Raw genomic sequence first — 25,655 nt, 5'->3', positions numbered from 1 at the left:
TACCTATTCACTATCTGCAAAAGACTATAGTTGCCTTCTAACGTATTTATCATTTTTATTATTTATAGTGCTAAATGTATCTTGGCGTAGCGGGATAAACTACGCAATTTTTAGCGATTACTCTGCCTATATTGAAGACTTAAGTAACATGTATTGGATGAAAGAAAAACAAAAAATAATGAGGAATCTTTTTTGTCAGCGCTGATGCTAACAAAAAAATTTATTTATGGAAGAGATAATAAAAGTAGAAGATGCCACATGGTGCAGATAAATTAATATTTGACCGTCTCTTGATAATTCGATTCACCTATAAAAAGTAGTGTTTTTAGGTCGCTGAGATCATAAAAATCGATCTTTTAATTATTTGTTTTGTATTGATTTATGTTTTTTTATATGGTTTTTTTATCTTTTTTTAGGTCTGTTTTCTTACGATAAATTTTTTTGTATTTTCCTTTATCTTCTTTTTTTCTGAAAAAACTATTTTTCAGAAGTCCTATTTTTTGTAGTGGTGAAAAACGCAAAATAATTGTGAACATCATTTTTTATTACTTGCCATAACATCGTATCCGTCACAAAATGCATCCCGTTCCTGACAATAACTGCTTTGCGATACACATTAAAAAAATAGTACGCACTATATAAAGCAGACTTAAAAAGTTTAAGCATTACTCAATGGAGTTAAACATGAAATTGAAATCTCTATCTCTATCTGTACTAGCAGCTTTATCTCTAGGTGTTGCTACATCTGCAATGGCAGCTGATGCAACTACTAGCACTACAGCTACAGCGCCTGCACAAACTGCTCCTTCTTACGATCAGTCTGGTTTCTGGGTTGGTGGCGCACTAGGTATGGGTTACGTATCTAACAGCGATATTTCTAAGTTCCCTGGTTCTGCAAACGGCGAAGCACCAAGTGTTAAACTAGATGCTGGTTACGATTTTAACCAATACTTCGGTATCTACGGTAGCTACGATTACATGCATGACCTAGGTAATGCTGACATGCACCTAGCAACTTTAGGTGTGAAAGGTAATCTACCTCTAACTCAAAAACTATCTGCGTTCGGTAAGTTAGGTGCTACATACATCTACGCTGATAATAAGAACTTTGCAGACAACGCTCTACACATGAAGTCTGACAGCTTCTCACCAACAGCTGGTCTAGGTCTGTCTTACCAAATCACTCACGCACTATCTACTCAAATCGGTGCTGATTACTACCAAGACCTACGTACTTCAAACGGTCACGCTGATCTAACTCAAGCGTACTGGGGTATGACTTACAAGTTTGGTCAACCAGCAACTCCAATGGTTGTTACTAACAACGTTGAAGTAGTTAAAGAAGTAGCTGTTGAAGCACAAGTACCAACTCGTTCTTCTTACGTTCTACCATACCAAAATGGTCAAACTAAGCTAAACGACTACGGCCGTTACAACCTAGGTGAAGTTATTGCAACTATGCAAGCTAACCCAGAAGTTAACGCTCAAATCATCGGTCGTGCAGACAAAGTTGGTTCAGCTAAAGTTAACGAAAAAGTTTCTGCAGAGCGTGCAGCAAACGTTGCTAACTACCTAGAAGCTAACGGTATCGACGCATCTCGTCTAACTGTTTCTTCTGTAGGTTACAACAACCCACTTAAAACTGACGCTTCTACTAAGACTAACTACGTACAGCGTTCAGTACAGATCATCCTTAAGTAATTAAGACTGATCATATCTATCTAGTAGTTTATTACTAAGATAAATCAATGCCGGTGATATTTTCACCGGCATTATTTTTTTAATCACATTCTCATTAAATCACTTTTGATTCGTCGCGCTCAATGCGGAGGACGGTGTACGTCAAACGTAAGCGATTTAATTAGAATGAATTAAGGTATTTTGTAAGGACTAATAATGAAAAAAACAACGCTATGTTTATTAGCATTAATTACAATTTCATTAACTGGTTGCTTTTCCAACCAGCAATTAGAAAAATCAGCACAGATGGTTGGTGATTGGAAGCTGAAGGGGGGAGTTGAGATCCCTGGTATTACAAAGCATCGACCATCATTAAATATTGAATCAAACATGAAAGTAACAGGTTTTACCGGTTGTAATCTTTTTAAAGGTAAGGTTGAGCCAGTTGGTGATTTTTCGCTTCCATTCGTCACGCGCAAAATGTGTTTGCCTGAGTTAGTCAAACAAGAAAATAATATGCTAAACGTGTTACGTAGTGCGACAAGTATTGAAGTTATTAACAATAGCCTCATTGTTGATGCTGGCGATAAGTTTTTGGTATTTGAAAAAACTAATGCAAGTTAATTACCTTATGTGATTTAATTTTATGTAGAGCCCGGCCATTGTGCTGGGCTTTTTTATAAGTAGAACTAAGGATAGAAGATGTCAGTTATCGCGCCAACGCAAGTCGTATTTACTCAACAACAATGGTTGCTTGATAGTACTGTACTAATGATAAGTCATTCAGGTGACGAAAATTATGTTGTTACCCAATCGACACCTTTTCATCCTGTTAGCCATATTTGGCCTGATCATCCGGCTGATCAAGGGATGGTTATTCATGCAGGTAAACAGTATCAGGTTAATAATTGTGTCGTTGGTGCCATTGACCTAGCAACAAGCAGTCTTTTTATTGCCCAAGACATTCCTGTTAAACGGGATACTGATGGATGGGTGTTTGTGGTTGTTCATATTATTACAGGAACAATAGACTTTGATATTGGTAATACAGTGACATTGTCTGTTGATAGGGAATATCAACAAAGTTTGAGTCGTGGACATAGTGCGGGGCATTTATCTTCTTTAGCGTTAAATAAAGTCCTTCATAATGACTTCTGGCGAAAAGAGCCGACTCGTAGAGATGAACTTGGTTACTATGATTTTCATAGCTATGCCCAAGAAAAAAGTGAAGTGACGCCCGATCTCAGTACTGACACGTATCGTTTAGGTAAAACATTACGTAAGCGTGGGCTAAACAGCGCAGATCTACTAGCAGAACTTAATGTTGTAGCTGAGCGTATTAATCTGCAACTTAGTGATTGGGTAGCATTAAAAACTGCTGTACTAATGAGGCGAGAAGGCGATCATCTGACAGATTCACGTTATTGGCAGTGTAATTTAGGCTCTGAGGGCGTTATTGAGATCCCTTGCGGTGGAACTCATATTTTATCTTTATCTGAATATCAATCAGTTACCGTTAGTTTTAAGGTGAATTCAGAGCAAGAGATTGTGATGTATACCAAGAGTGTGAAAGCGTAATATTAAACGTTTATTTAGGTTTTAGTCTTTGATTTATGCTTATAAAGATAAAGATCCTAATTTATATTGTGTATGATCGTTGTGTTTTAATATTAAAATTTAGTTTTATATTCTGTTTTAAATTCAAATACAGCACATGTAACTTATGCTTTCGGGAAGTGTATTGATAAATGTTCTTTTGGTACCTGTTAGCTGATCAGGTTTGTTTTAAAAGAAGATCACCACTAAGCATGTTGATCATCGTGTTGATCTAAATTGATTATTTATGATTGTTGAATAATAGAAAAAAACTTATTTATGATAATTCTTTGTGAGGAAGGTGAAGTTCTATACGCAAGATAATTGTATTTCTGATTACCGCGCTTAATAATCACTCGAAGATGTAAATTTTGTACAGAGGTCGAAGAGCATGGCTGATAACGTTGAAAATATTTGTCCGCAATGTAGCAGCTTGTTAAGTTGGAAAGATCACGGCTATTTTTGCGATTTTTGCCAACAACAAGTTGAGAAGCATGTATTTTGTCCTGATTGCAATGAGCAGTTAGAAAGATTACAAGCTTGTGGTTCTGCAAGTTATTTTTGTAATCATTGCAATGAGTTAAAGTCTAAATCTCGGGTTAAGGTACAATTTGAAATGCGTGCTGAAACACGCTAAATGGAATGAATAAAAAATGGCGCTTAATAGCGCCATTTTTGTTAACAGATTCTATGGTTATTTGATAATACAGGAATGTATATCACCATCTGTTACTGTGGTGATAAGTTTATCACCATGCTTAACTTGTGATGTGTTTCTGATTACATCACCTTGCTCATTTCGAGTAATTGAGTAGCCTCGAGCAAGTGTTGCGAGAGGGCTTACTGTTTCTAGTTTTTCTGCTGCCACCGCTAATTTATGCTTCGCATTTAGCAGCTTACGGTCTAAAGCATCATAGAGTCTTCGTTCACTTCGCTCTAAATTTCGTTGTGCATTGCTTACTAACGTAGCGGGGGAGTAAAGTGATATTTTATAGTTATTACTATCGATATGCTGTTGATGCTTTTGTATTTTTTTCTGCATCGCTTGAATTAAGCGTTGGCTAATTTCATCAAGATGTTGCTGCTGTTGATTTAAACGAAGTTGTGGATGCTGACGTTCTAAGCGGTGTTGTAGTTGGGTTGCTTGGCGCAAAGATTGTGATAAATATGACCTGATTGCATGGCGTAATTGTTGTTTTTTACGATCGAGCAATTGCGTTTGGTGAGTCATATCTCGACTGATCAACTCAGCGGCAGCAGAAGGTGTTGGTGCACGGACATCGGCAACAAAATCAGCGATAGTGACATCTACCTCATGACCAACCGCACTGACAATGGGGATCTGGCTAGCAGCAATGGTTCGTGCGACAATTTCTTCATTAAATGCCCAAAGATCTTCCAGTGAACCGCCACCTCGACCGACAATTAACACATCACATTCCTGCCTAGCATTGGCTCGACCAATCGCTTGTGCAATAGAAATTGCAGAGCCTTCGCCTTGTACCATGGTTGGATAAATTACAATGGGTAAACTCGGATCGCGACGTTGCAATACTTGTAAAATATCGTGTAGAGCTGCGCCTGTTTTTGAGGTAATAATACCAACTCGTTTAGGTTGCTCTGGCAGCGTTTGTTTGAGTGATTGAGCAAATAAACCTTCAGCAGCAAGTGACATTTTTAGCTGTTCAAATTGCTGTTGTAAGCGACCATCACCTTCTGGCTGCATACTTTCAATGATCAGCTGATAATCACCACGTGGTTCATATAATGACAAGCGCGCCTTAACTAATACTTGATTCCCATTGGCTGGTTTAAACGTCACATGTCGATTACTGCCTTTAAACATGGCGCATTTGACTTGGGCACGTGAATCTTTCAGTGTGAAATACCAATGACCAGAAACGGGCATCGAGAAATTAGATAACTCGCCAATAAGCCACACTACACCCATTTCATTTTCAAGTACGAGACGTACTTGTGCATTTAAGCTAGAAACCGTGTAAATACGACTATTTGTTTGGCTTTGAGGGGAAAAAGTGGTCACTAGGAATGGTACCTGCTATCGAATGAAGTAGTAGGCAGGCGGTCAAAATAAAACCGAATAAGACATAAAGTATACAGGCAGATCAATGGACAGATCTTGGCCGTATTTCCTTGACCGCATCACCGGATAGTTAACCGAAATATATTACTTATCAATTAAAAAGTGTCAAGAAAAAAAATAAAAAAAAATCTAGCCAAACGTTTGCTTCATACGTATAATTCGACCGCAATATTTTATCCTTCTTTAAACCCCTATTCGGTGTGAGATATTGCAATGTTACGAATTAAACAAGAAGCTTTAACCTTCGACGATGTTTTGCTGGTTCCTGCCCATTCAACCGTTCTACCTAACACTGCCGATCTGCGCACTCAACTGACAAAAGATATTTCTCTTAATATCCCAATGGTGTCAGCGTCAATGGATACAGTGACTGAAGGTCGCTTAGCTATCGGTCTTGCTCAAGAAGGTGGTATCGGTTTCATTCACAAAAATATGTCTATCGAACAGCAAGCAAACCAAGTTCGCATGGTGAAGCAGTTCGAAGCAGGTGTTGTTTCTGAACCTGTGACGGTTAAACCTACCGCAACGATTGCTGATGTTAAGCGTTTAACAGAGCAAAACGGCTTTGCTGGTTATCCTGTAGTAACTGACAACAATGAGTTGGTTGGTATTATTACAGGTCGTGATGTTCGATTTGTTACTGATCTTTCAAAGACTGTTGAAGAAGTAATGACATCTAAAACGGATTTAGCATCGGCTAAAGAAGGTGCATCTCGTGAAGAAGTTGAAGCTATCATGCAACAGCACCGTGTTGAAAAGGTGTTACTTGTTGATGATGAATTCCGCCTTAAAGGTATGATCACCGCAAAAGACTTCCAAAAAGCAGAACGTAAACCTAATGCTTGTAAAGACGAGCGCGGCCGCTTACGTGTAGGTGCTGCAGTTGGTGCAGGTGCTGGTAATGAAGAGCGTGTAGCTGCTTTGGTTGAAGCTGGTGTAGACGTATTACTTATCGATTCTTCACACGGTCACTCTGAAGGTGTACTTCAACGTATTCGTGAAACGCGTGCTGCATTCCCAAATCTTCCTATTGTTGGTGGTAATGTCGCTACAGCTGAAGGTGCACGTGCTCTAATTGAAGCAGGTGTTAGTGCTGTAAAAGTGGGTATCGGCCCAGGTTCAATCTGTACGACACGTATTGTTACAGGTGTTGGTGTTCCACAAATTACCGCAATTTCAGAAGCGGCATCTGTTGCTGATCAGTACGGTATTCCTGTTATTGCTGATGGCGGTATTCGTTACTCTGGTGATATGTGTAAAGCGATTGCTGCTGGTGCATCATGTGTGATGGTAGGTTCTATGTTTGCTGGTACTGAAGAAGCGCCGGGTGAAGTTGAACTGTACCAAGGTCGTTCATACAAATCATACCGTGGCATGGGTTCACTAGGCGCAATGTCAAAAGGTTCTTCTGACCGTTATTTCCAAACTGATAATGCTGCTGACAAATTGGTACCAGAAGGTATTGAAGGCCGTGTTGCTTATAAAGGTTACCTAAAAGAAATCGTTCACCAACAAATGGGTGGCTTACGCTCAAGCATGGGCCTAACGGGCTCAGCAACGATTGAAGATCTTCGTACTAAAGCTGAATTTGTACGTATTTCAGGGGCTGGCATGAAAGAGTCACACGTTCATGATGTGACTATTACTAAAGAAGCACCTAATTACCGTATGGGTTAATCGTTACCCACTCATCTTAGGGTTTAACGATTACGTCAGTAAGAAATAACATCGGGAGCAGAGTCTTTGCTCCCTATATATAAAATTATTCGAGAACATTCACTAATGACCATGACCACAAATATTCATGAACAACGTATCCTTATTTTGGACTTTGGCTCTCAATATACACAGCTAATCGCCCGTCGTATTCGCGAAATTGGTGTGTACTGTGAACTATGGAGTTGGGATGTTGATGAAGCCGATATCCGTGAATTCGCACCTAACGGTATTATTCTTTCTGGTGGTCCTGAAAGTGTAACGGAAGCCGGTTCTCCTCGTGCGCCACAATATGTTTTTGAGGCGGGTGTTCCTGTATTTGGCGTATGTTACGGCATGCAGACCATGGCAGAGCAACTGGGTGGTAAAGTTGCTGGCTCTAATGAGCGTGAGTTTGGTTACGCACAAGTTAAAATTGTTGAACCAACACATTTCCTTGAAGGTATTCAAGACGCAACAGCCGAAGACGGCACACCATTAATGGATGTGTGGATGAGCCATGGCGATAAAGTGGTAGAAATCCCGTCAGATTTTATCAAAGTTGCAGAAACTGAAACCTGTCCATTTGCTGCAATGGCAAATGAAGAGAAGCGTTTCTACGGTGTTCAGTTCCACCCAGAAGTAACGCACACACGTCAAGGTATGAAGTTAATTGAGAACTTCGTAATGAATATCTGTGGCTGTGAAAAACTATGGACATCAGCAAATATCATCGAAGATGCTGTTGCACGTATTAAAGAGCAAGTGGGTGACGATGAAGTTATCCTTGGTCTTTCAGGTGGTGTGGATTCATCTGTGGTTGCTATGCTTATTCACCGTGCGATTGGCGACAAGCTAACGTGTGTATTTGTTGATAATGGCCTGCTTCGTTTAAACGAAGGTCAACAAGTGATGGATATGTTTGGCGACAAGTTCGGTCTAAACATTGTTCATGTACAAGCTGAGGATCGTTTCTTATCAGCACTTGCAGGTATTGATGAGCCAGAAGCGAAGCGTAAGAAAATTGGTCACGTATTCGTTGACGTATTTGATGAAGAATCAAAGAAACTGAAAAATGCGAAGTGGTTAGCACAGGGGACTATTTACCCTGATGTGATTGAATCTGCAGCATCGAAAACAGGTAAAGCACACGTGATTAAATCTCACCATAACGTAGGTGGTTTACCTGACGATATGGAAATGGGTCTAGTTGAGCCATTAAAAGAGTTATTTAAAGATGAAGTGCGTAAGATCGGTCTTGAGTTAGGCCTACCTTACAACATGCTTTACCGCCACCCATTCCCAGGGCCTGGTCTAGGTGTACGCGTTTTAGGTGAAGTGAAGAAAGAGTACTGTGATTTGCTTCGTCGTGCAGACGCTATCTTTATTGAAGAGCTTCATAAAGCCGATCTTTATAATAAAGTATCACAAGCATTCACCGTATTCCTACCTGTTCGCTCTGTGGGCGTGATGGGTGATGGGCGTAAATATGATTGGGTTGTATCATTACGTGCAGTAGAAACAATCGACTTTATGACAGCGCATTGGGCACATTTACCTTATGATTTCTTAGGTAAAGTGTCTAACCGTATTATTAACGAAGTCGACGGTATTTCTCGTGTGGTTTACGATATTTCAGGTAAACCGCCAGCAACGATTGAGTGGGAATAATATTTCTTACTGAAAAATAGTTAGCAAATATCAAACCCTAGTAAGGTGACTTACTAGGGTTTTTTATTGCTCGTATTTTATAGAAATTCATTCAACTGAGGATGAAAAGTAGCGAAAACATACTTTTCGTAAGGTGACTTGTTGGAGGTGATTTTCTAGAGGTATAACCAAGCGGTTTTTAATTGTTTTGTTTTTGTTGGTGTTTGTGTTTTGAATTGTTTATTGAGTTGTTGCTTTGTTGTTTATGGTTAATGCTTGGTTACAATCTTCCATAATGAGGTTTCGTTATTCGTTAGGTGATCTGGCTTTTTTTCTATTGCATTTAGCTACAATCACCCGACCTAAATTCAGCCGTAGTAGCTGAAAGGCAAAACAATGAGACTTACTAAAATAAGTCCACTTTGCAGACGTAACCAATATGGGGGCACGGAGTTGCCATGAACGAGAAAACATTAAATCAAGCGCCGAAGCCATCAAGCGCTATGGATAAGTTTTTAAATGGTATTGAGCGAGCAGGTAATAAAATCCCGGATCCTGCTTTGTTATTCTTTTGGGGATTAATCGCCGTTTGGGTACTTTCTGCGATTATGTCTCAGTTTGACTTTGGTTTAGTTCACCCTGTTACACAACAAGTTGTACAAGTAAATAATCTTTTAACAGGTGATGCGTTAGCGAGTTTCCTTGCCAATATGGTGAAGAATTTCACTGGCTTTGCCCCATTGGGTATTGTATTGGTGGCAATGTTAGGTGTTGGTGTTGCTGAAGCTTCTGGCTTTATCAATACCGGCCTAAAGAAGATGCTGAATGTGACCCCTGCAAAACTATTAACGCCAATGTTAATTTTAGTTGCGATTGTTTCACATACTGCAGCTGATGCGGGTTATGTTCTGGTTATTCCACTAGGTGGTATTATTTTCCATGCAGCAGGTCGTCACCCATTAGCGGGTATTGCGGCAGCATTTGCTGGCGTATCAGGTGGTTTCTCAGCAAACTTTATTCCGTCTGGTATTGACCCATTACTTGCAGGCTTTACACAAGAAGCTGCACGTATTATGGATCCTAGCTACATTGTGAACCCACTAGCGAACTTAATGTTTACTGGGCTATCTTCGATTATTATCGTTGCTATTGGTTGGTATGTAACAGATAAGATCATTGAACCACGTTTAAGTAAGACAGCGATTGATGCTGACGCAGAAGAAGCACCTGATATGGGCTCTTTCACTGAGCTTGAAAGCAAAGCGTTTTCTTACGCTGGTTGGGCAATGGTTGCTGGTATCGCACTATTGGTTGCAGCGGTATGGCCGGAATCATCACCACTGCGTTCTCCAACGGGTGAAATCGCGGCGTTCAACGCACCGGTAATGCAATCAATCGTACCGTTAATCTTTATCCTGTTCGTGATCCCAGGGATCATTTACGGTCGAGTTGCTGGTACCTTTAAGCAAAGTAGCGATGTCATTAAAGCGATGTCTACCACAATGGCTGGCATGGCAGGCTTTATGGTCATGGTATTTTTCATCGCTCAGTTCCTAGTAGCCTTTACCCAATCTAACTTGGGAACGCTATTGGCACTATCTGGCGCACAGTTACTGCAAGAAATGAATTTGCCAGGTCAGGTAACAATTGTAGGTATGATTCTATTAACGGCGAGTGTTAACTTGTTAGTTGGTTCTGCATCGGCAAAATGGGCACTGATTGGTCCAATCATGGTTCCAATGCTAATGGCTGTAGGAATTTCTCCAGAATTAACGCAAGCTGCATACCGTGTTGGTGATTCTGTATCTAATATCATTTCACCAATGATGGTGTTCTTCCCACTGGTTGTTGTTTACATGCAACGCTACGTGAAGAGCTCAGGTATCGGTACATTAGCGTCAATGATGATGCCATACTCAATTGCGATGTTAGTAGGCTGGACAATTTTCTTACTCGTTTACTGGGCGTTAGGCATTCCTCTAGGTGTACAAGCGCCATATACATACAGCTTATAATTTAAGTGACTGAACATTTAAATTTGAGCGGATAAAAGAAAAGCCTCGCTAAGAATAGTGAGGCTTTTTTCTATTCAGCATCTGAAGATATTACGTGAATACTTCAGTATGACATGCATACTTATTACTTGTTGAAGTGCTCTACGTGGAAACGTAAGTGATCTTCAATAAATGTGGCCATAAAGTAGTAGCTATGGTCGTAACCATCTTGCATGCGAATTTCTACAGGGTAGTTATTTGCTTTTGCAGCGGCAGCAAGAGTTTCGGTACGAAGTTGACCTTCAATGTAGAAGTTGTCATGAGTACCTTGATCAACCAGCATTGGCAGTTTTTTCTCTGCTTTACGAATTAACTCGCTTGAATCGTATTGCTTCCACGTTTCAGTGTTGCTACCTAAGTAACCAGTGAAGGCTTTTTGACCCCAAGGGCAGTTCATTGGATTTGCAATTGGGCTAAATGCAGATACTGAAGAAAAACGCTCAGGATTGCGCATCGCAATCATCAATGCGCCATGTCCACCCATTGAGTGACCACTGATTGCACGCTGATCTGATACAGGGAAGTGCGCTTCAACTAATGCTGGTAGCTCATTAACAATGTAATCGTACATGTTGTAATGACGATTCCAAGGCGCTTCTGTTGCGTTCACGTAGAACCCAGCACCTAAACCAAAATCGTAGCTACCTGCAGGATCATCTTCTACACCTTCACCGCGTGGGCTAGTATCGGGTGCAACAATGGCAACACCTAATTCTGCTGCGATACGTTGAGCGCCCGCTTTTTGCATGAAGTTTTCATCAGTACACGTTAAGCCTGATAACCAGTAAAGTACTGGTACTTTTTGTCCTGCAGCCGTTTGTGGTGGTAGGAAAATAGCAAAACGCATATCGCAATTAAGTACTTCTGAGCGGTGTGTATATTGTTTATGCCAACCGCCAGCAGTTTTATTACAGCTAATGTTTTCTAAAGGCATGGGATGCTCTCTCAGTCAGATTAGGCGCAGAGATAGGGTACAGATGATGATCTCTGCGCATTAATTATTATGTAATTATATTCTTATTTATCGAAGTGGATAATAGTACGGATACTTTTACCTTCGTGTAGTAGGTCGAATGCTTCGTTGATTTTGTCTAAGCCCATATTGAATGAGATAAAGTCATCAAGTTGGAATTCACCTGCCATGTAACGATCAACGATACCTGGAAGCTCTGAACGGCCTTTAACACCACCGAATGCAGAACCACGCCATACACGACCTGTTACTAGTTGGAATGGACGAGTAGAGATCTCTTGACCAGCACCAGCCACACCGATAATTACTGATTCGCCCCAACCTTTGTGACAACACTCAAGTGCAGAACGCATTACGTTTACGTTACCAATACACTCGAAAGAGTAATCAACACCGCCGTCAGTCATTTCAACAATCACTTCTTGAATTGGCTTGTCGAATTTCATTGGGTTGATGCAGTCAGTTGCACCTAACTTACGTGCTAATTCGAATTTTTCTTCGTTGATATCAACAGCGATGATGCGGCTTGCTTTTGCCATAGTTGCACCAATAATAGCCGCTAGACCGATACCACCAAGACCGAATACAGCAACAGTGCTACCTTCTTCAACTTTAGCCGTATTAAGTACTGCACCCATACCTGTTGTTACACCACAGCCTAGTAGACAAACTTCTTCTAGTGGTGCTTCTTTATTGATTTTCGCTAGTGAAATCTCAGGAAGAACAGTGTACTCAGAGAATGTGGAACAACCCATGTAATGGAAGATAGGTTGACCATCTTTGTAGAAACGAGTTGTACCGTCTGGCATTAAGCCTTTACCTTGAGTTTCACGTACTGCCTGACAAAGGTTTGTTTTGCCAGATAGACAATATTTACACTTACCACATTCTGCTGTGTAAAGTGGAATAACGTGGTCGCCTACTTGAAGATCGGTAACGCCTTCACCAATCATTTCAACGATACCGCCACCTTCGTGACCAAGAATTGCAGGGAAGATACCTTCTGGATCATCACCTGATAGTGTGAATGCGTCAGTGTGACATACGCCAGTTGCAACGATGCGAACTAGAACTTCACCTGCACGAGGAAGCATTACATCAACTTCTTCAACAGAAAGTGGTTGGTTTGGACCCCATGCAATCGCAGCTTTTGATTTGATAAATTTATCAGTCATTATAATTCTCTTCTATTTGTTCTACGTTGTTATTGATATTCGTAGAGAGTAATTAAGTTAAATCGAAATTTCTCTGTCTCGATTCGATGAAGACTATTGTATTTATTTCTGAATAAATGATAATTAGGTTAAAGTGCAAATAACTTTTACCTAACGGTAATAATGATTATTGTTGGTATCAATATATAGGTAAGTAAGATGTTCCTATGGGAAGGCGTAACAGAATTTGTTGCTGTAGCTGAAACTGAAAGCTTTACAGCGGCATCTAAACGATTAGGTATTTCAACAGCGCAAGTGAGTCGACAAGTCAGTGCTTTAGAGAATCGACTCAATACTAAATTATTTTATCGTACTACGCGTAAGGTGTCATTGACCGAAGAAGGTAATGTGTATTACCAGCACTGTCGTCAAGTGATGGACGGTTTGGAAGAAGCAGAACGCGCATTAAGTAATTTACGTGGTACACCGCAAGGCTTAATTAAATTAACGGCTCCTGTCACCTATGGTGAGAAATATATCATGCCGTTAGTGAATGACTTCATGCTGCAATACCCAGAACTTGAAGTGGTTATTGATATGACCAATAGACAGGTTGATTTAGTTGAAGGTAGCTTTGACTTAGCAATCCGTCTTGGTCGATTGACGAGCTCTTCAATGATGGCAAAACGTTTAACCTCACGTACCATGTATGTTTGTGCGTCTCCTGATTATCTTGCAAAATTTGGTGTACCACATTCACTGTCTGAGTTACGTCACCATAACTGCTTGATCGGAAACTATGATCATTGGCGCTTTCAAGAATCAGGAAAAGAGAAAAGTGTTAGGGTCTCTGGAAATTTAAACTGTAACAGTGGTTACGGTTTACGTGATGCGGTATTAAAAGGGATTGGTATAGCGCAGCTACCTGATTACTATATTGATAAAGATTTAGATTCGGGTGCCATTGTTCCTATCTTAACTAACTACCAAGAGCCGGATGAGGGGATTTGGGCGCTGTATCCACATAACCGTCACCTATCACCTAAAATAAGAATGCTGGTGGATTTTTTAGCCGAGAAGTTACCACTAATTAGCCATTACGACGTATAAGCTAAATTGTATTTTTGACTGAATATATAAATGATGACGATGGAAGTAGAACCAAACGACGAATACTTTATGCGCCGTGCGATAGAGCTCGCAGCTAAAGCAGAGGAAGAAGGTGAAGTACCTGTTGGCGCTGTTGTTGTTTATAATGGACAAGTGGTGGGTGAGGGCTGGAACCGATCTATAGGTCAACATGATGCCACGGCGCATGCGGAAATCATGGCGTTGCGACAAGCGGGTAAAGTGCTAGAAAACTACCGTTTAATTGATACTACATTGTATGTCACTTTAGAGCCTTGCCCTATGTGTGCAGGAGCAATGGTGCACAGTCGTGTGGGAAAAGTCGTTTACGGTGCTGATGATCTAAAAACGGGCGCGGCGGGAAGTACCATGAATTTACTTAGCTATGATGGCGTCAATCATCATGTAGAGCAAACATCTGGCGTATTAGTCGAGGAATGTCGTGCTCAACTACAAGCTTTTTTTAAACGTAGGCGAGCAGAAAAAAAAGCGGCAAAGCTATTAGCTAAACAACAGATGGCTAATGAACAGTCGCTTTAACCTATCGCCTAACAACGGAAAAGTAAAAGCTCAGGGATAACCTGAGCTTTTTTGTTTTGAAATTGTATATTGTGGGCTATTTAATTTGAGGTCGAGGAAACCGCCGATGATGTTGCTGTCGCCTGAGAAGCACTACCTAGGGTATTTATTGCCGCTGATGAGGCTTGTATTGGTTTATTCGGTAAGGTGATGGTCTGTAATCCATTAATAATCTTGACATCATCACCATCATAATCGTGGCTATGCGTCTGCTCAAAACCAATAATACTTTGATAATAACGGCGGATCCCTTCAACATAGTTAACCGCTTCTGTACCGCGCGCATAGCCATAGCGAGTTTGAGTGTAATACTTTCGCTGCTGTAATAGTGGCAAACGTTGTTTTACATCAGCCCATGTATTGGGATTACCATGTTGTGCTTTTGTTAGACGACGAGCATCCATCATATGACCAAAACCAATATTGTAAGAGGCAAGGGCGAACCAAACCTTCTCGTGCTCATCAATACTATCAGGCACTCGGGCAACCATCTTTCGCAAATACTCAGTACCTCCACGAATACTTTGCTCTGGATTTAGGCGATCAGTAACACCAACAGATTTCGCAGTAGGATTGGTCAACATCATCATGCCACGAACACCTGTTGGAGAAACCGCTTGTGGATTCCAATGCGATTCTTGATAAGAAAGAGCGGCAATTAAACGCCAATCAAACTCGTTAGCATACTTCTTAAATAGCCCTTGCCACTTTGGTAATTTATCATCGAGTGCGCGTAAAAATGCACGAGTATCAACGTAATCAAACTGTTCTACATGGCCGAAGTATTTTTCTTCTAGCTGTGCTAATTCACCGCTTTGTTTTATGTGACCAAAAAACTCAATTAAGAGGGCATATAAGCTGTCATTGTTACTGTCTTTTACAAACCAGCTAATTGGTTGATCTTCAGTAAGTTCAAGTGCGATTGCTAATTCAGGGTGTGTACGTTGTAGCAGCGCAACATCAACAGAGTCAGCAACGGTATAATCTAATTCGCCATTAGCCACTTTACGCAATAGATCATCGATATCGGTTTCTTTGATCGATTGCCATGTTAGGTTGGGATATTTTTTCTTGATCTCTTCTAATTGACGTTCATGGCTAGAGCTTGCCACAACAGCCAGTGAACGATCGGTATTGGCTAACTCTTCAAGATCGCGAGGGCGGCGTTTACCTTTTTTATAAACAACCACTTGGCTTGCATAATAGTATGCAGGAGCGGGGTGAAACCCTTGTAGACGTTGGGGGGTGACGGTTAACCCTGCCGCGACAATATCAACATCACCATTTTTTAAGGCTGGAAATAAGCCTGATAGGGTAAATATGGTTTGCATTTCCAGTTTTACGCCAAGCTCTTTAGCAAAGCGTTGGGCTAATTCATAATCGAGCCCTGTTGGCCCATCTGCCCCTATATAATAAGACAGCTGATTATTTAACGTACCTACACGTAATACACCGCTTTCACGAATGCGCTCTAAAGGATCAAGTGGCTTTTCTTGCCATTGGCAACCACTTAATAATAAAGCAAGCATTAATGATATGAGTACACGGTATGTGCTGGTAAGAGATTGAAGATATATCAACAAAGCTGACCTAACTTAAAAATGAGCAGTCATTTATATCAAAGTGAACGGTAGTGGAAAAGCTGAACCCTGTCGTTGGGTGTGTTAATTCACGGATTGAAACAAAAAAATAGTCTCCTTTTGTTTTATCGGTTAGTTTTTGCTCAAAAAATCGGGTTAATGTCAAAATTACTGATAAATTCAGGATGTTTGAAAAAAAAACACGCAAACGGTTGCGTCAAGTGTTACGTCACAAAAAAAAATCGCTTATACTGCGCTGGTGCGAAATCGATTATTCATCTATTGAGTTAATAAACAGGGATAAATCAGAGGTGACATTGACGTAATTACCCCAGTTTTTTGGGAATTAGGCCAATATTACTTTTCTTTAACCGCTAATCGAGAGACGTTTGCACATGGAAATTTTGCGTGGTTCACCCGCACTGTCTGAGTTTCGCGTTAATAAGCTACTTGAGCGTTGCCGCGAATTCGATCTGCCTGTGTCAGGTATTTATGCTGAGTTTATGCACTTTGCTGATGTATCTGCTGCCCTTACTGCTGATGAGCATAGCAAACTAGCGAGTCTTTTAACTTACGGTCCAACGATTGCAGAGCACGAGCCTTGTGGCACCTTGCTACTTGTTACCCCTCGTCCGGGGACAATTTCTCCTTGGTCATCAAAATCGACCGATATTGCCCGTAATTGTGGCTTAAAATCAATTAAACGCCTTGAACGTGGTACTGCATACTATATTGAATCAACTAGCGAGCTATCAGCATCACAATTAGCGCAAGTCAAAGCGTTAATCCACGATCGCATGATGGAAGTGATTGTTGGCGATTTTGAAGCCGCGGCTGCTTTATTCAAACAAGCAGAGCCAGCACCGGTGAAAAGCGTTGATATCCTTGCTGGTGGTCGCCAGGCATTAGAGCAAGCCAACCTTACGTTAGGACTTGCCTTAGCTGAAGATGAAATTGACTACTTAGTTGAGAACTTCACCAAACTAGGTCGAAATCCAAATGACATTGAGTTGATGATGTTTGCTCAGGCGAACTCAGAGCACTGTCGACATAAAATCTTTAATGCAGATTGGACTATTGATGGTGTTGATCAAGACAAGTCATTGTTCAAGATGATCAAAAATACCTATGAGCAAAACCATGAGCACGTATTGTCAGCATATAAAGACAATGCTGCAGTAATGGAAGGCTCAAAAGTAGGGCGTTTCTTCCCCGATCCAGAATCTCGTCAATATAACTACCACCATGAAGATACTCATATCTTAATGAAGGTAGAAACGCATAACCACCCAACCGCTATTTCCCCATGGCCGGGCGCATCAACAGGTTCGGGCGGTGAAATTCGTGATGAAGGTGCAACTGGTATTGGCGGTAAACCTAAAGCAGGTTTAGTGGGCTTTACTGTATCTAACCTTAAAGTTCCGGGGTTTGAACAACCTTGGGAAACTGATTTTGGTAAACCAGACCGCATTGTTACAGCGCTTGATATTATGCTTGAAGGCCCACTTGGCGGCGCGGCATTTAATAATGAATTTGGACGTCCAAACCTATTGGGTTACTTCCGTACTTACGAAGAAAAAGTGACGTCGCATGCCGGTGAAGAAGTACGTGGTTACCATAAGCCAATTATGATCGCGGGTGGTATGGGCAATATCCGTGCTGATCACGTACAGAAAAAAGAAATTCCAGTTGGCGCGAAGTTAATTGTTCTTGGCGGCCCTGCAATGAATATCGGTCTTGGCGGTGGTGCTGCTTCATCAATGGCATCCGGTCAATCGGCAGAAGATCTGGATTTTGCTTCTGTACAACGTGAAAACCCAGAAATGGAACGTCGCTGTCAGGAAGTGATTGATCGTTGTTGGCAGATGGGTGACGCTAACCCAATTGCCTTTATTCACGATGTGGGCGCGGGTGGTATTTCAAACGCTTTACCTGAGTTGGTTGATGATGGCGAGCGTGGTGGTAAATTCCAACTTCGTGATGTTCCTAACGATGAACCAGGTATGAGCCCGCTAGAGATTTGGTGTAACGAATCTCAAGAGCGTTATGTTATGGCTGTTGCACCAGAACACATGGCGGTTTTCGATACGATTTGTAAGCGTGAACGTGCGCCGTATGCCGTTGTGGGTGAAGCGACAGAAGAGCGTCATTTAACCTTAGAAGATAGCCATTTCGACGATACGCCAATTGATATGCCAATGGATATTCTATTGGGCAAAGCGCCGAAAATGCACCGTGATGTGAAGTCACAAAAAGTAGAAGGCCAAGCGATTGACCGCAGTGGTATTGACTTAGTTGAAGCGACGCAGCGTATTCTTCGTCTGCCAGCTGTGGCTGAAAAAACCTTCCTTATTACAATTGGCGATCGCACAGTTACCGGCTTGGTTGCACGCGATCAAATGGTAGGTCCATGGCAAGTACCTGTTGCTAACTGTGCAGTTACTGCTGCTAGTTACGATACCTACCATGGTGAAGCGATGTCTATGGGTGAGCGTACACCTGTTGCATTACTCGATTTTGGCGCATCAGCACGCTTAGCTGTTGGTGAAGCTGTTACTAATATTGCGTGTAGCGATATTGGTGATATGAAACGTATCAATCTTTCGGCTAACTGGATGTCACCAGCAGGTCACCCTGGCGAAGATGCTGGCTTATATGAAGCAGTAAAAGCGGTGGGTGAAGAGCTTTGTCCTGCATTGGGTCTGACAATTCCTGTCGGTAAAGACTCAATGTCAATGAAGACAAAATGGCAACAAGATGGCGAAGAGAAGGAAGTAACATCGCCACTTTCTTTAGTCATTACTGCATTTGGTCGCGTTGAAGATGTACGCAAAACCGTGACACCTCAACTACGTACTGATAAAGGCGAAACTAGTCTGTTATTGGTGGATTTAGGTTGTGGTAAAAACCGTTTAGGTGCAACAGCACTAGCACAGGTTTACAAGCAATTAGGTGATAAGCCTGCTGATGTAGATAGTCCTGAGCTATTAAAAGGTTTCTTCTACGCAATGCAATCACTGGTACGTGATGAAAAGCTACTTGCTTACCACGACCGTGGTGATGGTGGCTTATACGTAACGCTAGCGGAAATGGCATTTGCAGGCCACACGGGTATTGAAGTTGATATTAATACTGGCAGCGAAGATGCTGTTGATGATGTATTAGCTTCGCTATTTAACGAAGAGTTAGGTGCTGTTATTCAAGTACGTACTGATGATCTTGATTTTGTTCAGTCGGTACTTGCAGCAAACGGTCTTGAAGCATGTAGCCATATTTTAGGTACTGTGGTTGAAGAAGATGTTGTTCGTATTTGGAATGGCAATGATTTAGTGCTTGAGCAAAATCGAACAGACATTCGTGCAGTATGGGCTGAAACAACTTACCAAATGCAAGCCATGCGTGATAACCCAGCGGGCGCATTGCAAGAATTTGAAGCCAAGAAAGATGTTCAAGATCCGGGTTTAAATGTAAAGCTAACGTTTGACATAAATGAAGACGTCGCAGCACCATTTATTGCCCCTGCGATTAATCTTGGTGCTAAACCGCAAATGGCGATTTTACGTGAGCAAGGAGTTAACTCTCATGTTGAAATGGCTGCTGCCTTTGACCGTGCAGGCTTTGAAGCGAAAGATGTCCACATGAGTGATATCTTATCTGGCAATGCCAAGCTAGATGGTTTTAATGGCCTGGTTGCTTGTGGTGGTTTCTCTTACGGTGATGTATTAGGTGCAGGGGAAGGTTGGGCGAAGTCAGTGTTGTTTAACAATATTGCTCGTGATCAATTTGAAGCTTTCTTTAACCGCAATGATACGTTGGCATTAGGTGTTTGTAACGGTTGTCAGATGATGTCTAACCTTCGCGACTTAATTCCAGGCGCCGATTTATGGCCGCGTTTTGTTCGCAATGAATCTGAGCGTTTTGAAGCTCGCTTTAGTTTGGTTGAGGTTCAACAAAGCCCATCGTTATTCTTTAACGAAATGGCAGGATCTCACATGCCAATTGCCGTTTCTCATGGTGAAGGCCGTGTTGAAGTGCGTAATGCTGATCATCTTGCTGCACTAGAGCAAGCCGATATAGTTGCCTTACGTTACATTGATAACTACGGCAAGCTAACAGAACAGTACCCTGCTAACCCGAATGGTTCACCAAACGGCATTACCAGTGTGACGACAACGGATGGCCGAGTAACCATCATGATGCCTCACCCTGAGCGTGTGTTTAGAACCGTTGCAAACTCATGGCACCCAGACGACTGGAGTGAAAACAGCCCATGGATGCGTATGTTTAGAAATGCGCGTGTTAATTTAGGTTAATAAATAGCAGCGTTGAAGAATCAAAAAACCGCCAGAGATGGCGGTTTTTTATTCTTCTTGTATGAAAATCACCTTTTCAACTCTTTAATTGATAATAATCACATTAAAAATTGAAAATAGACGGTTATAATTGAGAAATAAGATGTAATGGAATTTTTATTGCGATAAAGGATTATATATGGGGAAAGGTATTCCCAGAACTTTGCGTTTATGTATTGCATCCAAGATATTGGCTGTGCTGGTTGCGCTGAGCATTTTTCGTCAACTTGATCGATTTGACCAATTCTTTAGTACCTCTCAAATAGTTATAGTGCCAAATATCATCGTACTACTTGTCTTATTTTCTGGCGTGTTGGCAATAGTAGGTTTACTAAAAGGTCAAAAATGGGGATTTCTTCCTCTGTATTTCTACATACCTGCCGCTACGATGTTTCTTAAGATCAGTATTATTCCGATACTCCCCGAACTTGTTCCTAGTATTTATCGCAATCAGATGATCTTAGGGCTAAATAGTGTGGTTTTAGTGTATTCAGTTTTTTTATTATTGCGTAGGATGGATCGAAACTTACTGCATGAAGTTTAAATAAATTTAAATTTGGCTGTAGGATCTGCGATAATGAGAGCAATTAAATCAATTGCTTGTAAGTAAAAATATTACTTCTGCTCAGTAAAGGATGATGAGAATGAAAAAAATTGAAGCTATTATTAAGCCGTTTAAGCTTGATGACGTTCGTGAGGCATTAGCGGAAGTAGGTATTACGGGCATGACGGTGTCTGAAGTGAAAGGGTTTGGACGTCAGAAAGGCCATACCGAATTATACCGTGGCGCAGAATACATGGTCGATTTTTTACCTAAAGTTAAAATTGAAATTGTTGTTACCGATGAAGTAGCAGAGCAATGCATTGATACTATTGTTGAAACGGCACAAACCGGTAAGATTGGCGATGGTAAAATCTTCATGTTTGATATTGAACGTGTAGTGCGTATTCGTACTGGAGAAGAAGACGAAGACGCGATTTAATTGATATAAGAATACAAAAAAGGGGGGCATTACATTGAGTGTAATGCCCCCCCTTTTTATTTATTACTTAATTTACATCAGGAGCGACAGGGTTATACCGGCCTGGTTTGTAGTTCATCGCTAGAACAATATTTAGGGTTATTGCACCAAGGATTGACAACAATAAAGTGGTTGGAGTAACAAAGAAAAAGGATGCAACTAAGATACAGATATCAATCGACATTTGGATTTTTCCTGCTGAAATCCCAAACTTGTCTTGAAGGAATAAAACCAGAACATTAAATCCACCAAGACTGGTGTGATGACGAAACAATATCAGCATACCAAGTCCCATCAATAAGCCACCAATCACAGCGCAGTAAATTGGATTTAGCCAACTTATAGTCAATACATGGTGCAGGTTATCCACCATAATTGAGACCAATGCGCCAGACAAGACACTGCTAATTGCAAAAGATTTGCCCATTCTAAACCATGCCATTAAATAAAATGGACAGTTCATTAAGAAATACAGCTTACCAAAAGAGATATCGACAAAATGGGTGAGTAATAACGCGAGCCCTGTCGTGCCTCCCGTTAATAAATGGCTTTGCTGTAGAAAAAATATGCCCTGAGCAACAATAAATGTTCCTGTTAAAACTGCGATCATATTTTCGTGAACAGGATGTTTAATTCGACTCAATGGATCAACTCCTTGTAAAGAATAGAGCCATAGTAAGAGGGAATAAGAATTTATAAAAGTTTACGTGTAAAAAGTAACTTTGCGCCATGTATTATATTCTTTACACCGTTGTAAATAATTTTATTTTAAAAATACTTGCTATCTATATTTGCCTTAAGATTTAGCCTCGAGTCGTTTATTAAGATGAAAATGATTCATGCTCTATTGAAAATAAACCGTGCTAACCATTAAGAAAAAGAACAATTAGGACTACCTGATTTAGATCAATTTATGTAAGATAGGCGATAATTAATAAGCAAGACGAAAACGTTTGCGTCTACGTGGCGCCTAGCATTGCGATTTTTCAGTTTTTGCTCAAAATGGTATTTAACTTAGCTGAGTTAGGAGATACAGATGCTAAAGCGCGATATGAATATTGCTGATTATGATGCGGAACTATTTGCAGCCATTCAGGAAGAAACAGCTCGTCAGGAAGAACACATCGAGTTGATTGCTTCTGAAAACTACACAAGCCCACGCGTAATGGAAGCGCAAGGATCTCAGCTAACTAACAAATATGCTGAAGGTTACCCAGGCAAGCGCTATTACGGTGGTTGTGAGTTTGTTGATAAAGCCGAGCAACTGGCTATCGACCGTGCTTGTCAGCTATTTGGTGCAGAATACGCGAACGTTCAGCCTCATTCAGGCTCACAAGCGAACAATGCTGTTTACATGGCACTTCTGAATGCTGGCGATACCGTACTAGGTATGAGTCTTGCTCACGGCGGTCACTTAACTCACGGTTCACCAGTAAACTTCTCTGGTAAGCTTTACAACGTGATCCCATACGGTATCGATGAAAGCGGTCAAATTGATTACGCTGAAGTTGAAGCGTTAGCGCTTGAGCATAAACCAAAGATGATCATCGGTGGTTTTTCTGCTTACTCTCAAATTGTTGATTGGAAACGCATGCGTGAAATCGCAGACAAAGTTGGCGCGTACTTCTTTGTTGATATGGCGCACGTAGCAGGTCTGATTGCGGCAGGTGTTTATCCTAACCCAGTTCCACATGCACATGTTGTTACTACAACAACGCACAAAACACTAGCAGGTCCTCGTGGTGGTCTTATCCTTTCTAATGAAGGTGAAGATCTTTATAAGAAGCTGAACTCTGCAGTATTCCCTGGTGGTCAAGGTGGCCCTCTAATGCATGTTATTGCGGCAAAAGCAGTAGCATTCAAAGAAGCAATGGAGCCAGAGTTTAAAGATTACCAAGCTCGTGTTGTTGAAAACGCAAAAGTAATGGTAGGTGAATTCCTAGAGCGTGGTTACAAGATTGTTTCTGGTAGCACTGAAAACCACTTATTCCTTGTTGATTTGATCGACAAAGGTATCACTGGTAAAGAAGCTGATGCAGCACTAGGTGCAGCAAACATCACAGTCAACAAAAACAGTGTACCAAATGACCCACGTAGCCCATTTGTAACATCAGGTATCCGTGTTGGTACACCGTCTATTACTCGTCGTGGCTTTACTGCTGATGATGCGCGTCAACTTGCAGGTTGGATGTGTGATGTTTTAGACAATGTTGATAACGAAGAAGTTATTGCAGCAACAAAAGCAAAAGTTTTAGATATTTGTAAGCGTCTACCTGTTTACGCTTAATCTATTAAGATGCGTTAAATAATATAACTGTCGAGTTATGATGACGAAGGCTTACCATTAGGTAAGCCTTTTTTAATATTTTGCGCTTTTTATGAGCGAACAATAAATCGACTATTCGTGGCTTTTTAACCAAAATGAGTAGAAAAAAAGGGCGAATATTCTCATTAACGGTTTTAAATGAGTTACACTGAACCGATTAAATGTAGGAGGCTAAATGCATTGTCCTTTTTGCGGTGCGAATGACACCAAAGTAATCGATTCACGATTGGTTGCGGATGGCCACCAAGTGCGCCGGCGCCGCCAATGTTTAGCTTGTAATGAACGTTATACGACCTTTGAAACGGCCGAGTTGGTAATGCCGCGTGTGGTAAAAACCAATGGCAATCGTGATCCGTTTAATGAAGAAAAACTTCGTGGTGGTATTCAGCGCGCATTAGAAAAACGTCCAGTGAGTACAGATGACATCGAGCGCGCGATTAATAATATTAAATCTCGTCTTCGTGCAACTGGAGAGCGAGAAGTGCCTTCAGAGATGATCGGTAACTTAGTGATGGAAGCATTAAAAGAGCTCGATAAAGTCGCCTATATTCGCTTTGCATCGGTTTACCGTAGTTTTGAAGATATTCGTGAGTTTGGTGAAGAAATTGCCAAACTAGAACGTTAAGCTGAGTGTAATGTTTACTAACCTTGATACACGATTAATGCTACGCGCTATTCAGTTAGCTAAACGTGGTTGTTTTACGACAGCACCAAACCCGAATGTGGGTTGTGTTATAGCTAATGGCGATGAAATCCTTGGTGAAGGCTTTCATTATCGTGCGGGTGAACCCCATGCGGAGGTGTTTGCATTAAAACAAGCAGGCGCGCGCGCGAAAGGTGCAACAGCCTATGTTACCTTAGAGCCTTGCTCTCATTACGGACGCACTCCACCTTGTGCTGAAGCATTAATTAAATCGGGCGTAAGTAGAGTTATTTGCGCTATGGTTGATCCTAACCCGCTGGTGGCTGGACGTGGCGTTGAAATGCTGCAAAAAGCGGGGGTAGATGTGCAAGTTGGGCTTCTTAAAGAAGAGGCTCAAGCCATTAATAAAGCGTTCATTAAACAAATGACAACCAAGATGCCGTATGTTGAATTAAAACTGGCATCAAGTCTTGACGGTAAAACAGCGTTAGCGAACGGTGAAAGTAAATGGATCACTGGGCCTTATGCCCGCGCTGATGTTCAACGTCATCGTGCGCAAGCTGGTGCAATATTATCAACCAGTGCCACTGTTATCGCTGATGATCCATCACTGAATGTGCGTTGGAGTGAGTTGGGTACGCAGATTCAAGATGAATATCCACAAACAGATGTTCGTCAACCTATTCGCGTTATTATTGACAGCCAAAACCGATTAACCCCGGCATATCAGTTATTTCACCTTCCGGGAGAAACGATTTTGGCACGCGCAGAAATGGGGAATGAAGATTGGCCTGACTCCGTGTCTCAGTGGATAATTCCTACCCGAGAAAATAGCCAACAACTCGATCTCACATTACTCATGCGCAAGTTAGCAGAAAATGGCATAAACCATATTTGGGTTGAAGCTGGCGCTGGGCTTGCGGGTGGGTTACTTGAAGCACAATTAGTTGATTGTTTGATTTTATATCAGGCCCCAAAATTAATGGGGGCAGATAGTCGCAGTTTAATGAATTTATCGCCATTAACCGCGATGGATCAAGTTATCGATCTGAATATTACAGATATACGTATGGTTGATTGTGATGTGAAAATTACAGCCACCGTTAAACGCTGTTAATC

21 protein-coding genes are annotated in these 25,655 nt (G+C 41.3%); 15 read left to right on the top strand and 6 right to left on the bottom strand.

The genetic code is table 11. The annotated features are described in order from the left end of the window. Positions 1-389 precede the first annotated feature (389 nt). A complete protein-coding gene (locus tag BTO08_RS22335; RefSeq protein ID WP_198038430.1) occupies positions 390-539 on the bottom strand; it encodes a hypothetical protein in 150 nt (49 codons plus the stop codon). Between the two features lie 145 nt (positions 540-684). Here BTO08_RS22335 and BTO08_RS09435 point away from each other — a divergent pair, with 145 nt between their 5' ends. The 4 genes from BTO08_RS09435 to BTO08_RS09420 all read left to right on the top strand — a co-directional run bounded on the left by BTO08_RS09435 (position 685) and on the right by BTO08_RS09420 (position 3,913). After that, on the top strand, positions 685-1,701 hold the full coding sequence (locus BTO08_RS09435) for an OmpA family protein (RefSeq protein ID WP_105060792.1): 1,017 nt from the start codon (positions 685-687) through the stop codon (positions 1,699-1,701). Between the two features lie 195 nt (positions 1,702-1,896). Further along, entirely contained in the window at positions 1,897-2,304 is a 408-nt protein-coding gene (locus BTO08_RS09430) for an META domain-containing protein (protein ID WP_105060791.1), read from the top strand. Between the two features lie 78 nt (positions 2,305-2,382). Further along, positions 2,383-3,258, top strand: coding sequence for a metal-dependent hydrolase (locus tag BTO08_RS09425; protein ID WP_105060790.1), 876 nt, complete (start codon positions 2,383-2,385; stop codon positions 3,256-3,258). Positions 3,259-3,667: 409 nt separating this feature from the next. Then, positions 3,668-3,913 carry a zinc ribbon domain-containing protein gene (locus tag BTO08_RS09420; RefSeq protein ID WP_045150963.1) on the top strand — a complete coding sequence of 82 codons (246 nt, stop codon included), beginning with the start codon at positions 3,668-3,670 and terminating at the stop codon, positions 3,911-3,913. 57 nt (positions 3,914-3,970) lie between these two features. On the opposite strand, the gene xseA is transcribed toward BTO08_RS09420, so the two are convergent. Further along, positions 3,971-5,320 carry an exodeoxyribonuclease VII large subunit gene (xseA, locus tag BTO08_RS09415; protein WP_105060789.1) on the bottom strand — a complete coding sequence of 450 codons (1,350 nt, stop codon included), beginning with the start codon at positions 5,318-5,320 and terminating at the stop codon, positions 3,971-3,973. 273 nt (positions 5,321-5,593) lie between these two features. Between xseA and guaB the strand changes: the two genes are divergently transcribed. The 3 genes from guaB to BTO08_RS09400 all read left to right on the top strand — a co-directional run bounded on the left by guaB (position 5,594) and on the right by BTO08_RS09400 (position 10,740). Further along, on the top strand, positions 5,594-7,057 hold the full coding sequence (guaB, locus tag BTO08_RS09410; protein WP_005370051.1) for an IMP dehydrogenase: 1,464 nt from the start codon (positions 5,594-5,596) through the stop codon (positions 7,055-7,057). 111 nt (positions 7,058-7,168) lie between these two features. Further along, positions 7,169-8,746 (top strand): glutamine-hydrolyzing GMP synthase, encoded by a 1,578-nt coding sequence (gene guaA / locus BTO08_RS09405; protein WP_005370052.1) that lies wholly within the window; start codon positions 7,169-7,171, stop codon positions 8,744-8,746. 437 nt (positions 8,747-9,183) lie between these two features. Then, positions 9,184-10,740 (top strand): AbgT family transporter, encoded by a 1,557-nt coding sequence (locus tag BTO08_RS09400; protein WP_045131024.1) that lies wholly within the window; start codon positions 9,184-9,186, stop codon positions 10,738-10,740. 124 nt (positions 10,741-10,864) lie between these two features. On the opposite strand, the gene fghA is transcribed toward BTO08_RS09400, so the two are convergent. Together fghA and BTO08_RS09390 are read right to left on the bottom strand one after the other, a co-directional pair. Next, a complete protein-coding gene (gene fghA / locus BTO08_RS09395; protein ID WP_005370057.1) occupies positions 10,865-11,713 on the bottom strand; it encodes an S-formylglutathione hydrolase in 849 nt (282 codons plus the stop codon). Between the two features lie 83 nt (positions 11,714-11,796). After that, positions 11,797-12,927, bottom strand: coding sequence for an S-(hydroxymethyl)glutathione dehydrogenase/class III alcohol dehydrogenase (locus tag BTO08_RS09390; protein WP_005370059.1), 1,131 nt, complete (start codon positions 12,925-12,927; stop codon positions 11,797-11,799). Between the two features lie 198 nt (positions 12,928-13,125). Between BTO08_RS09390 and BTO08_RS09385 the strand changes: the two genes are divergently transcribed. Continuing rightward, entirely contained in the window at positions 13,126-14,016 is an 891-nt protein-coding gene (locus BTO08_RS09385; protein WP_005370060.1) for a LysR substrate-binding domain-containing protein, read from the top strand. 30 nt (positions 14,017-14,046) lie between these two features. Beyond that, complete coding sequence (gene tadA, locus BTO08_RS09380; RefSeq protein ID WP_105060788.1) at positions 14,047-14,574, top strand: tRNA adenosine(34) deaminase TadA; 528 nt, start codon at positions 14,047-14,049, stop codon at positions 14,572-14,574. 80 nt (positions 14,575-14,654) lie between these two features. Here tadA and mltF read toward each other — a convergent pair whose 3' ends face one another. Then, the gene (gene mltF / locus BTO08_RS09375) at positions 14,655-16,142 is read right to left on the bottom strand and encodes a membrane-bound lytic murein transglycosylase MltF (protein WP_105060787.1); all 1,488 of its coding nucleotides are present in this window, start codon (positions 16,140-16,142) and stop codon (positions 14,655-14,657) included. Positions 16,143-16,588: 446 nt separating this feature from the next. On the opposite strand from mltF, the gene purL reads away from it, so the two are divergent. The 3 genes from purL to glnB all read left to right on the top strand — a co-directional run bounded on the left by purL (position 16,589) and on the right by glnB (position 21,528). Then, positions 16,589-20,506: a phosphoribosylformylglycinamidine synthase gene (gene purL / locus BTO08_RS09370; protein WP_105060786.1), complete on the top strand. Its 3,918-nt coding sequence runs from the start codon at positions 16,589-16,591 to the stop codon at positions 20,504-20,506. A gap of 178 nt (positions 20,507-20,684) precedes the next feature. Continuing rightward, entirely contained in the window at positions 20,685-21,089 is a 405-nt protein-coding gene (locus BTO08_RS09365; RefSeq protein WP_105060785.1) for a hypothetical protein, read from the top strand. A gap of 100 nt (positions 21,090-21,189) precedes the next feature. Then, on the top strand, positions 21,190-21,528 hold the full coding sequence (glnB, locus tag BTO08_RS09360; RefSeq protein WP_006646656.1) for a nitrogen regulatory protein P-II: 339 nt from the start codon (positions 21,190-21,192) through the stop codon (positions 21,526-21,528). A gap of 67 nt (positions 21,529-21,595) precedes the next feature. Here glnB and BTO08_RS09355 read toward each other — a convergent pair whose 3' ends face one another. Next, positions 21,596-22,210, bottom strand: a complete 615-nt coding sequence (locus BTO08_RS09355) for a YitT family protein (RefSeq protein ID WP_105060784.1) — start codon at positions 22,208-22,210, stop codon at positions 21,596-21,598. Between the two features lie 393 nt (positions 22,211-22,603). On the opposite strand from BTO08_RS09355, the gene glyA reads away from it, so the two are divergent. The 3 genes from glyA to ribD all read left to right on the top strand — a co-directional run bounded on the left by glyA (position 22,604) and on the right by ribD (position 25,653). Then, positions 22,604-23,854, top strand: coding sequence for a serine hydroxymethyltransferase (gene glyA / locus BTO08_RS09350; RefSeq protein WP_105060783.1), 1,251 nt, complete (start codon positions 22,604-22,606; stop codon positions 23,852-23,854). Positions 23,855-24,068: 214 nt separating this feature from the next. Further along, positions 24,069-24,518 (top strand): transcriptional regulator NrdR, encoded by a 450-nt coding sequence (gene nrdR, locus BTO08_RS09345; RefSeq protein ID WP_005370071.1) that lies wholly within the window; start codon positions 24,069-24,071, stop codon positions 24,516-24,518. Positions 24,519-24,528: 10 nt separating this feature from the next. Continuing rightward, complete coding sequence (ribD, locus tag BTO08_RS09340) at positions 24,529-25,653, top strand: bifunctional diaminohydroxyphosphoribosylaminopyrimidine deaminase/5-amino-6-(5-phosphoribosylamino)uracil reductase RibD (protein ID WP_105060782.1); 1,125 nt, start codon at positions 24,529-24,531, stop codon at positions 25,651-25,653. Positions 25,654-25,655 lie beyond the last annotated feature (2 nt).

It is taken from the genome of Photobacterium angustum, from assembly GCF_002954615.1.
In the GTDB taxonomy this organism is placed as follows: Bacteria; Pseudomonadota; Gammaproteobacteria; order Enterobacterales; family Vibrionaceae; genus Photobacterium; species Photobacterium angustum_A.
This window is presented reverse-complemented; position numbering and strand designations above follow the sequence as displayed.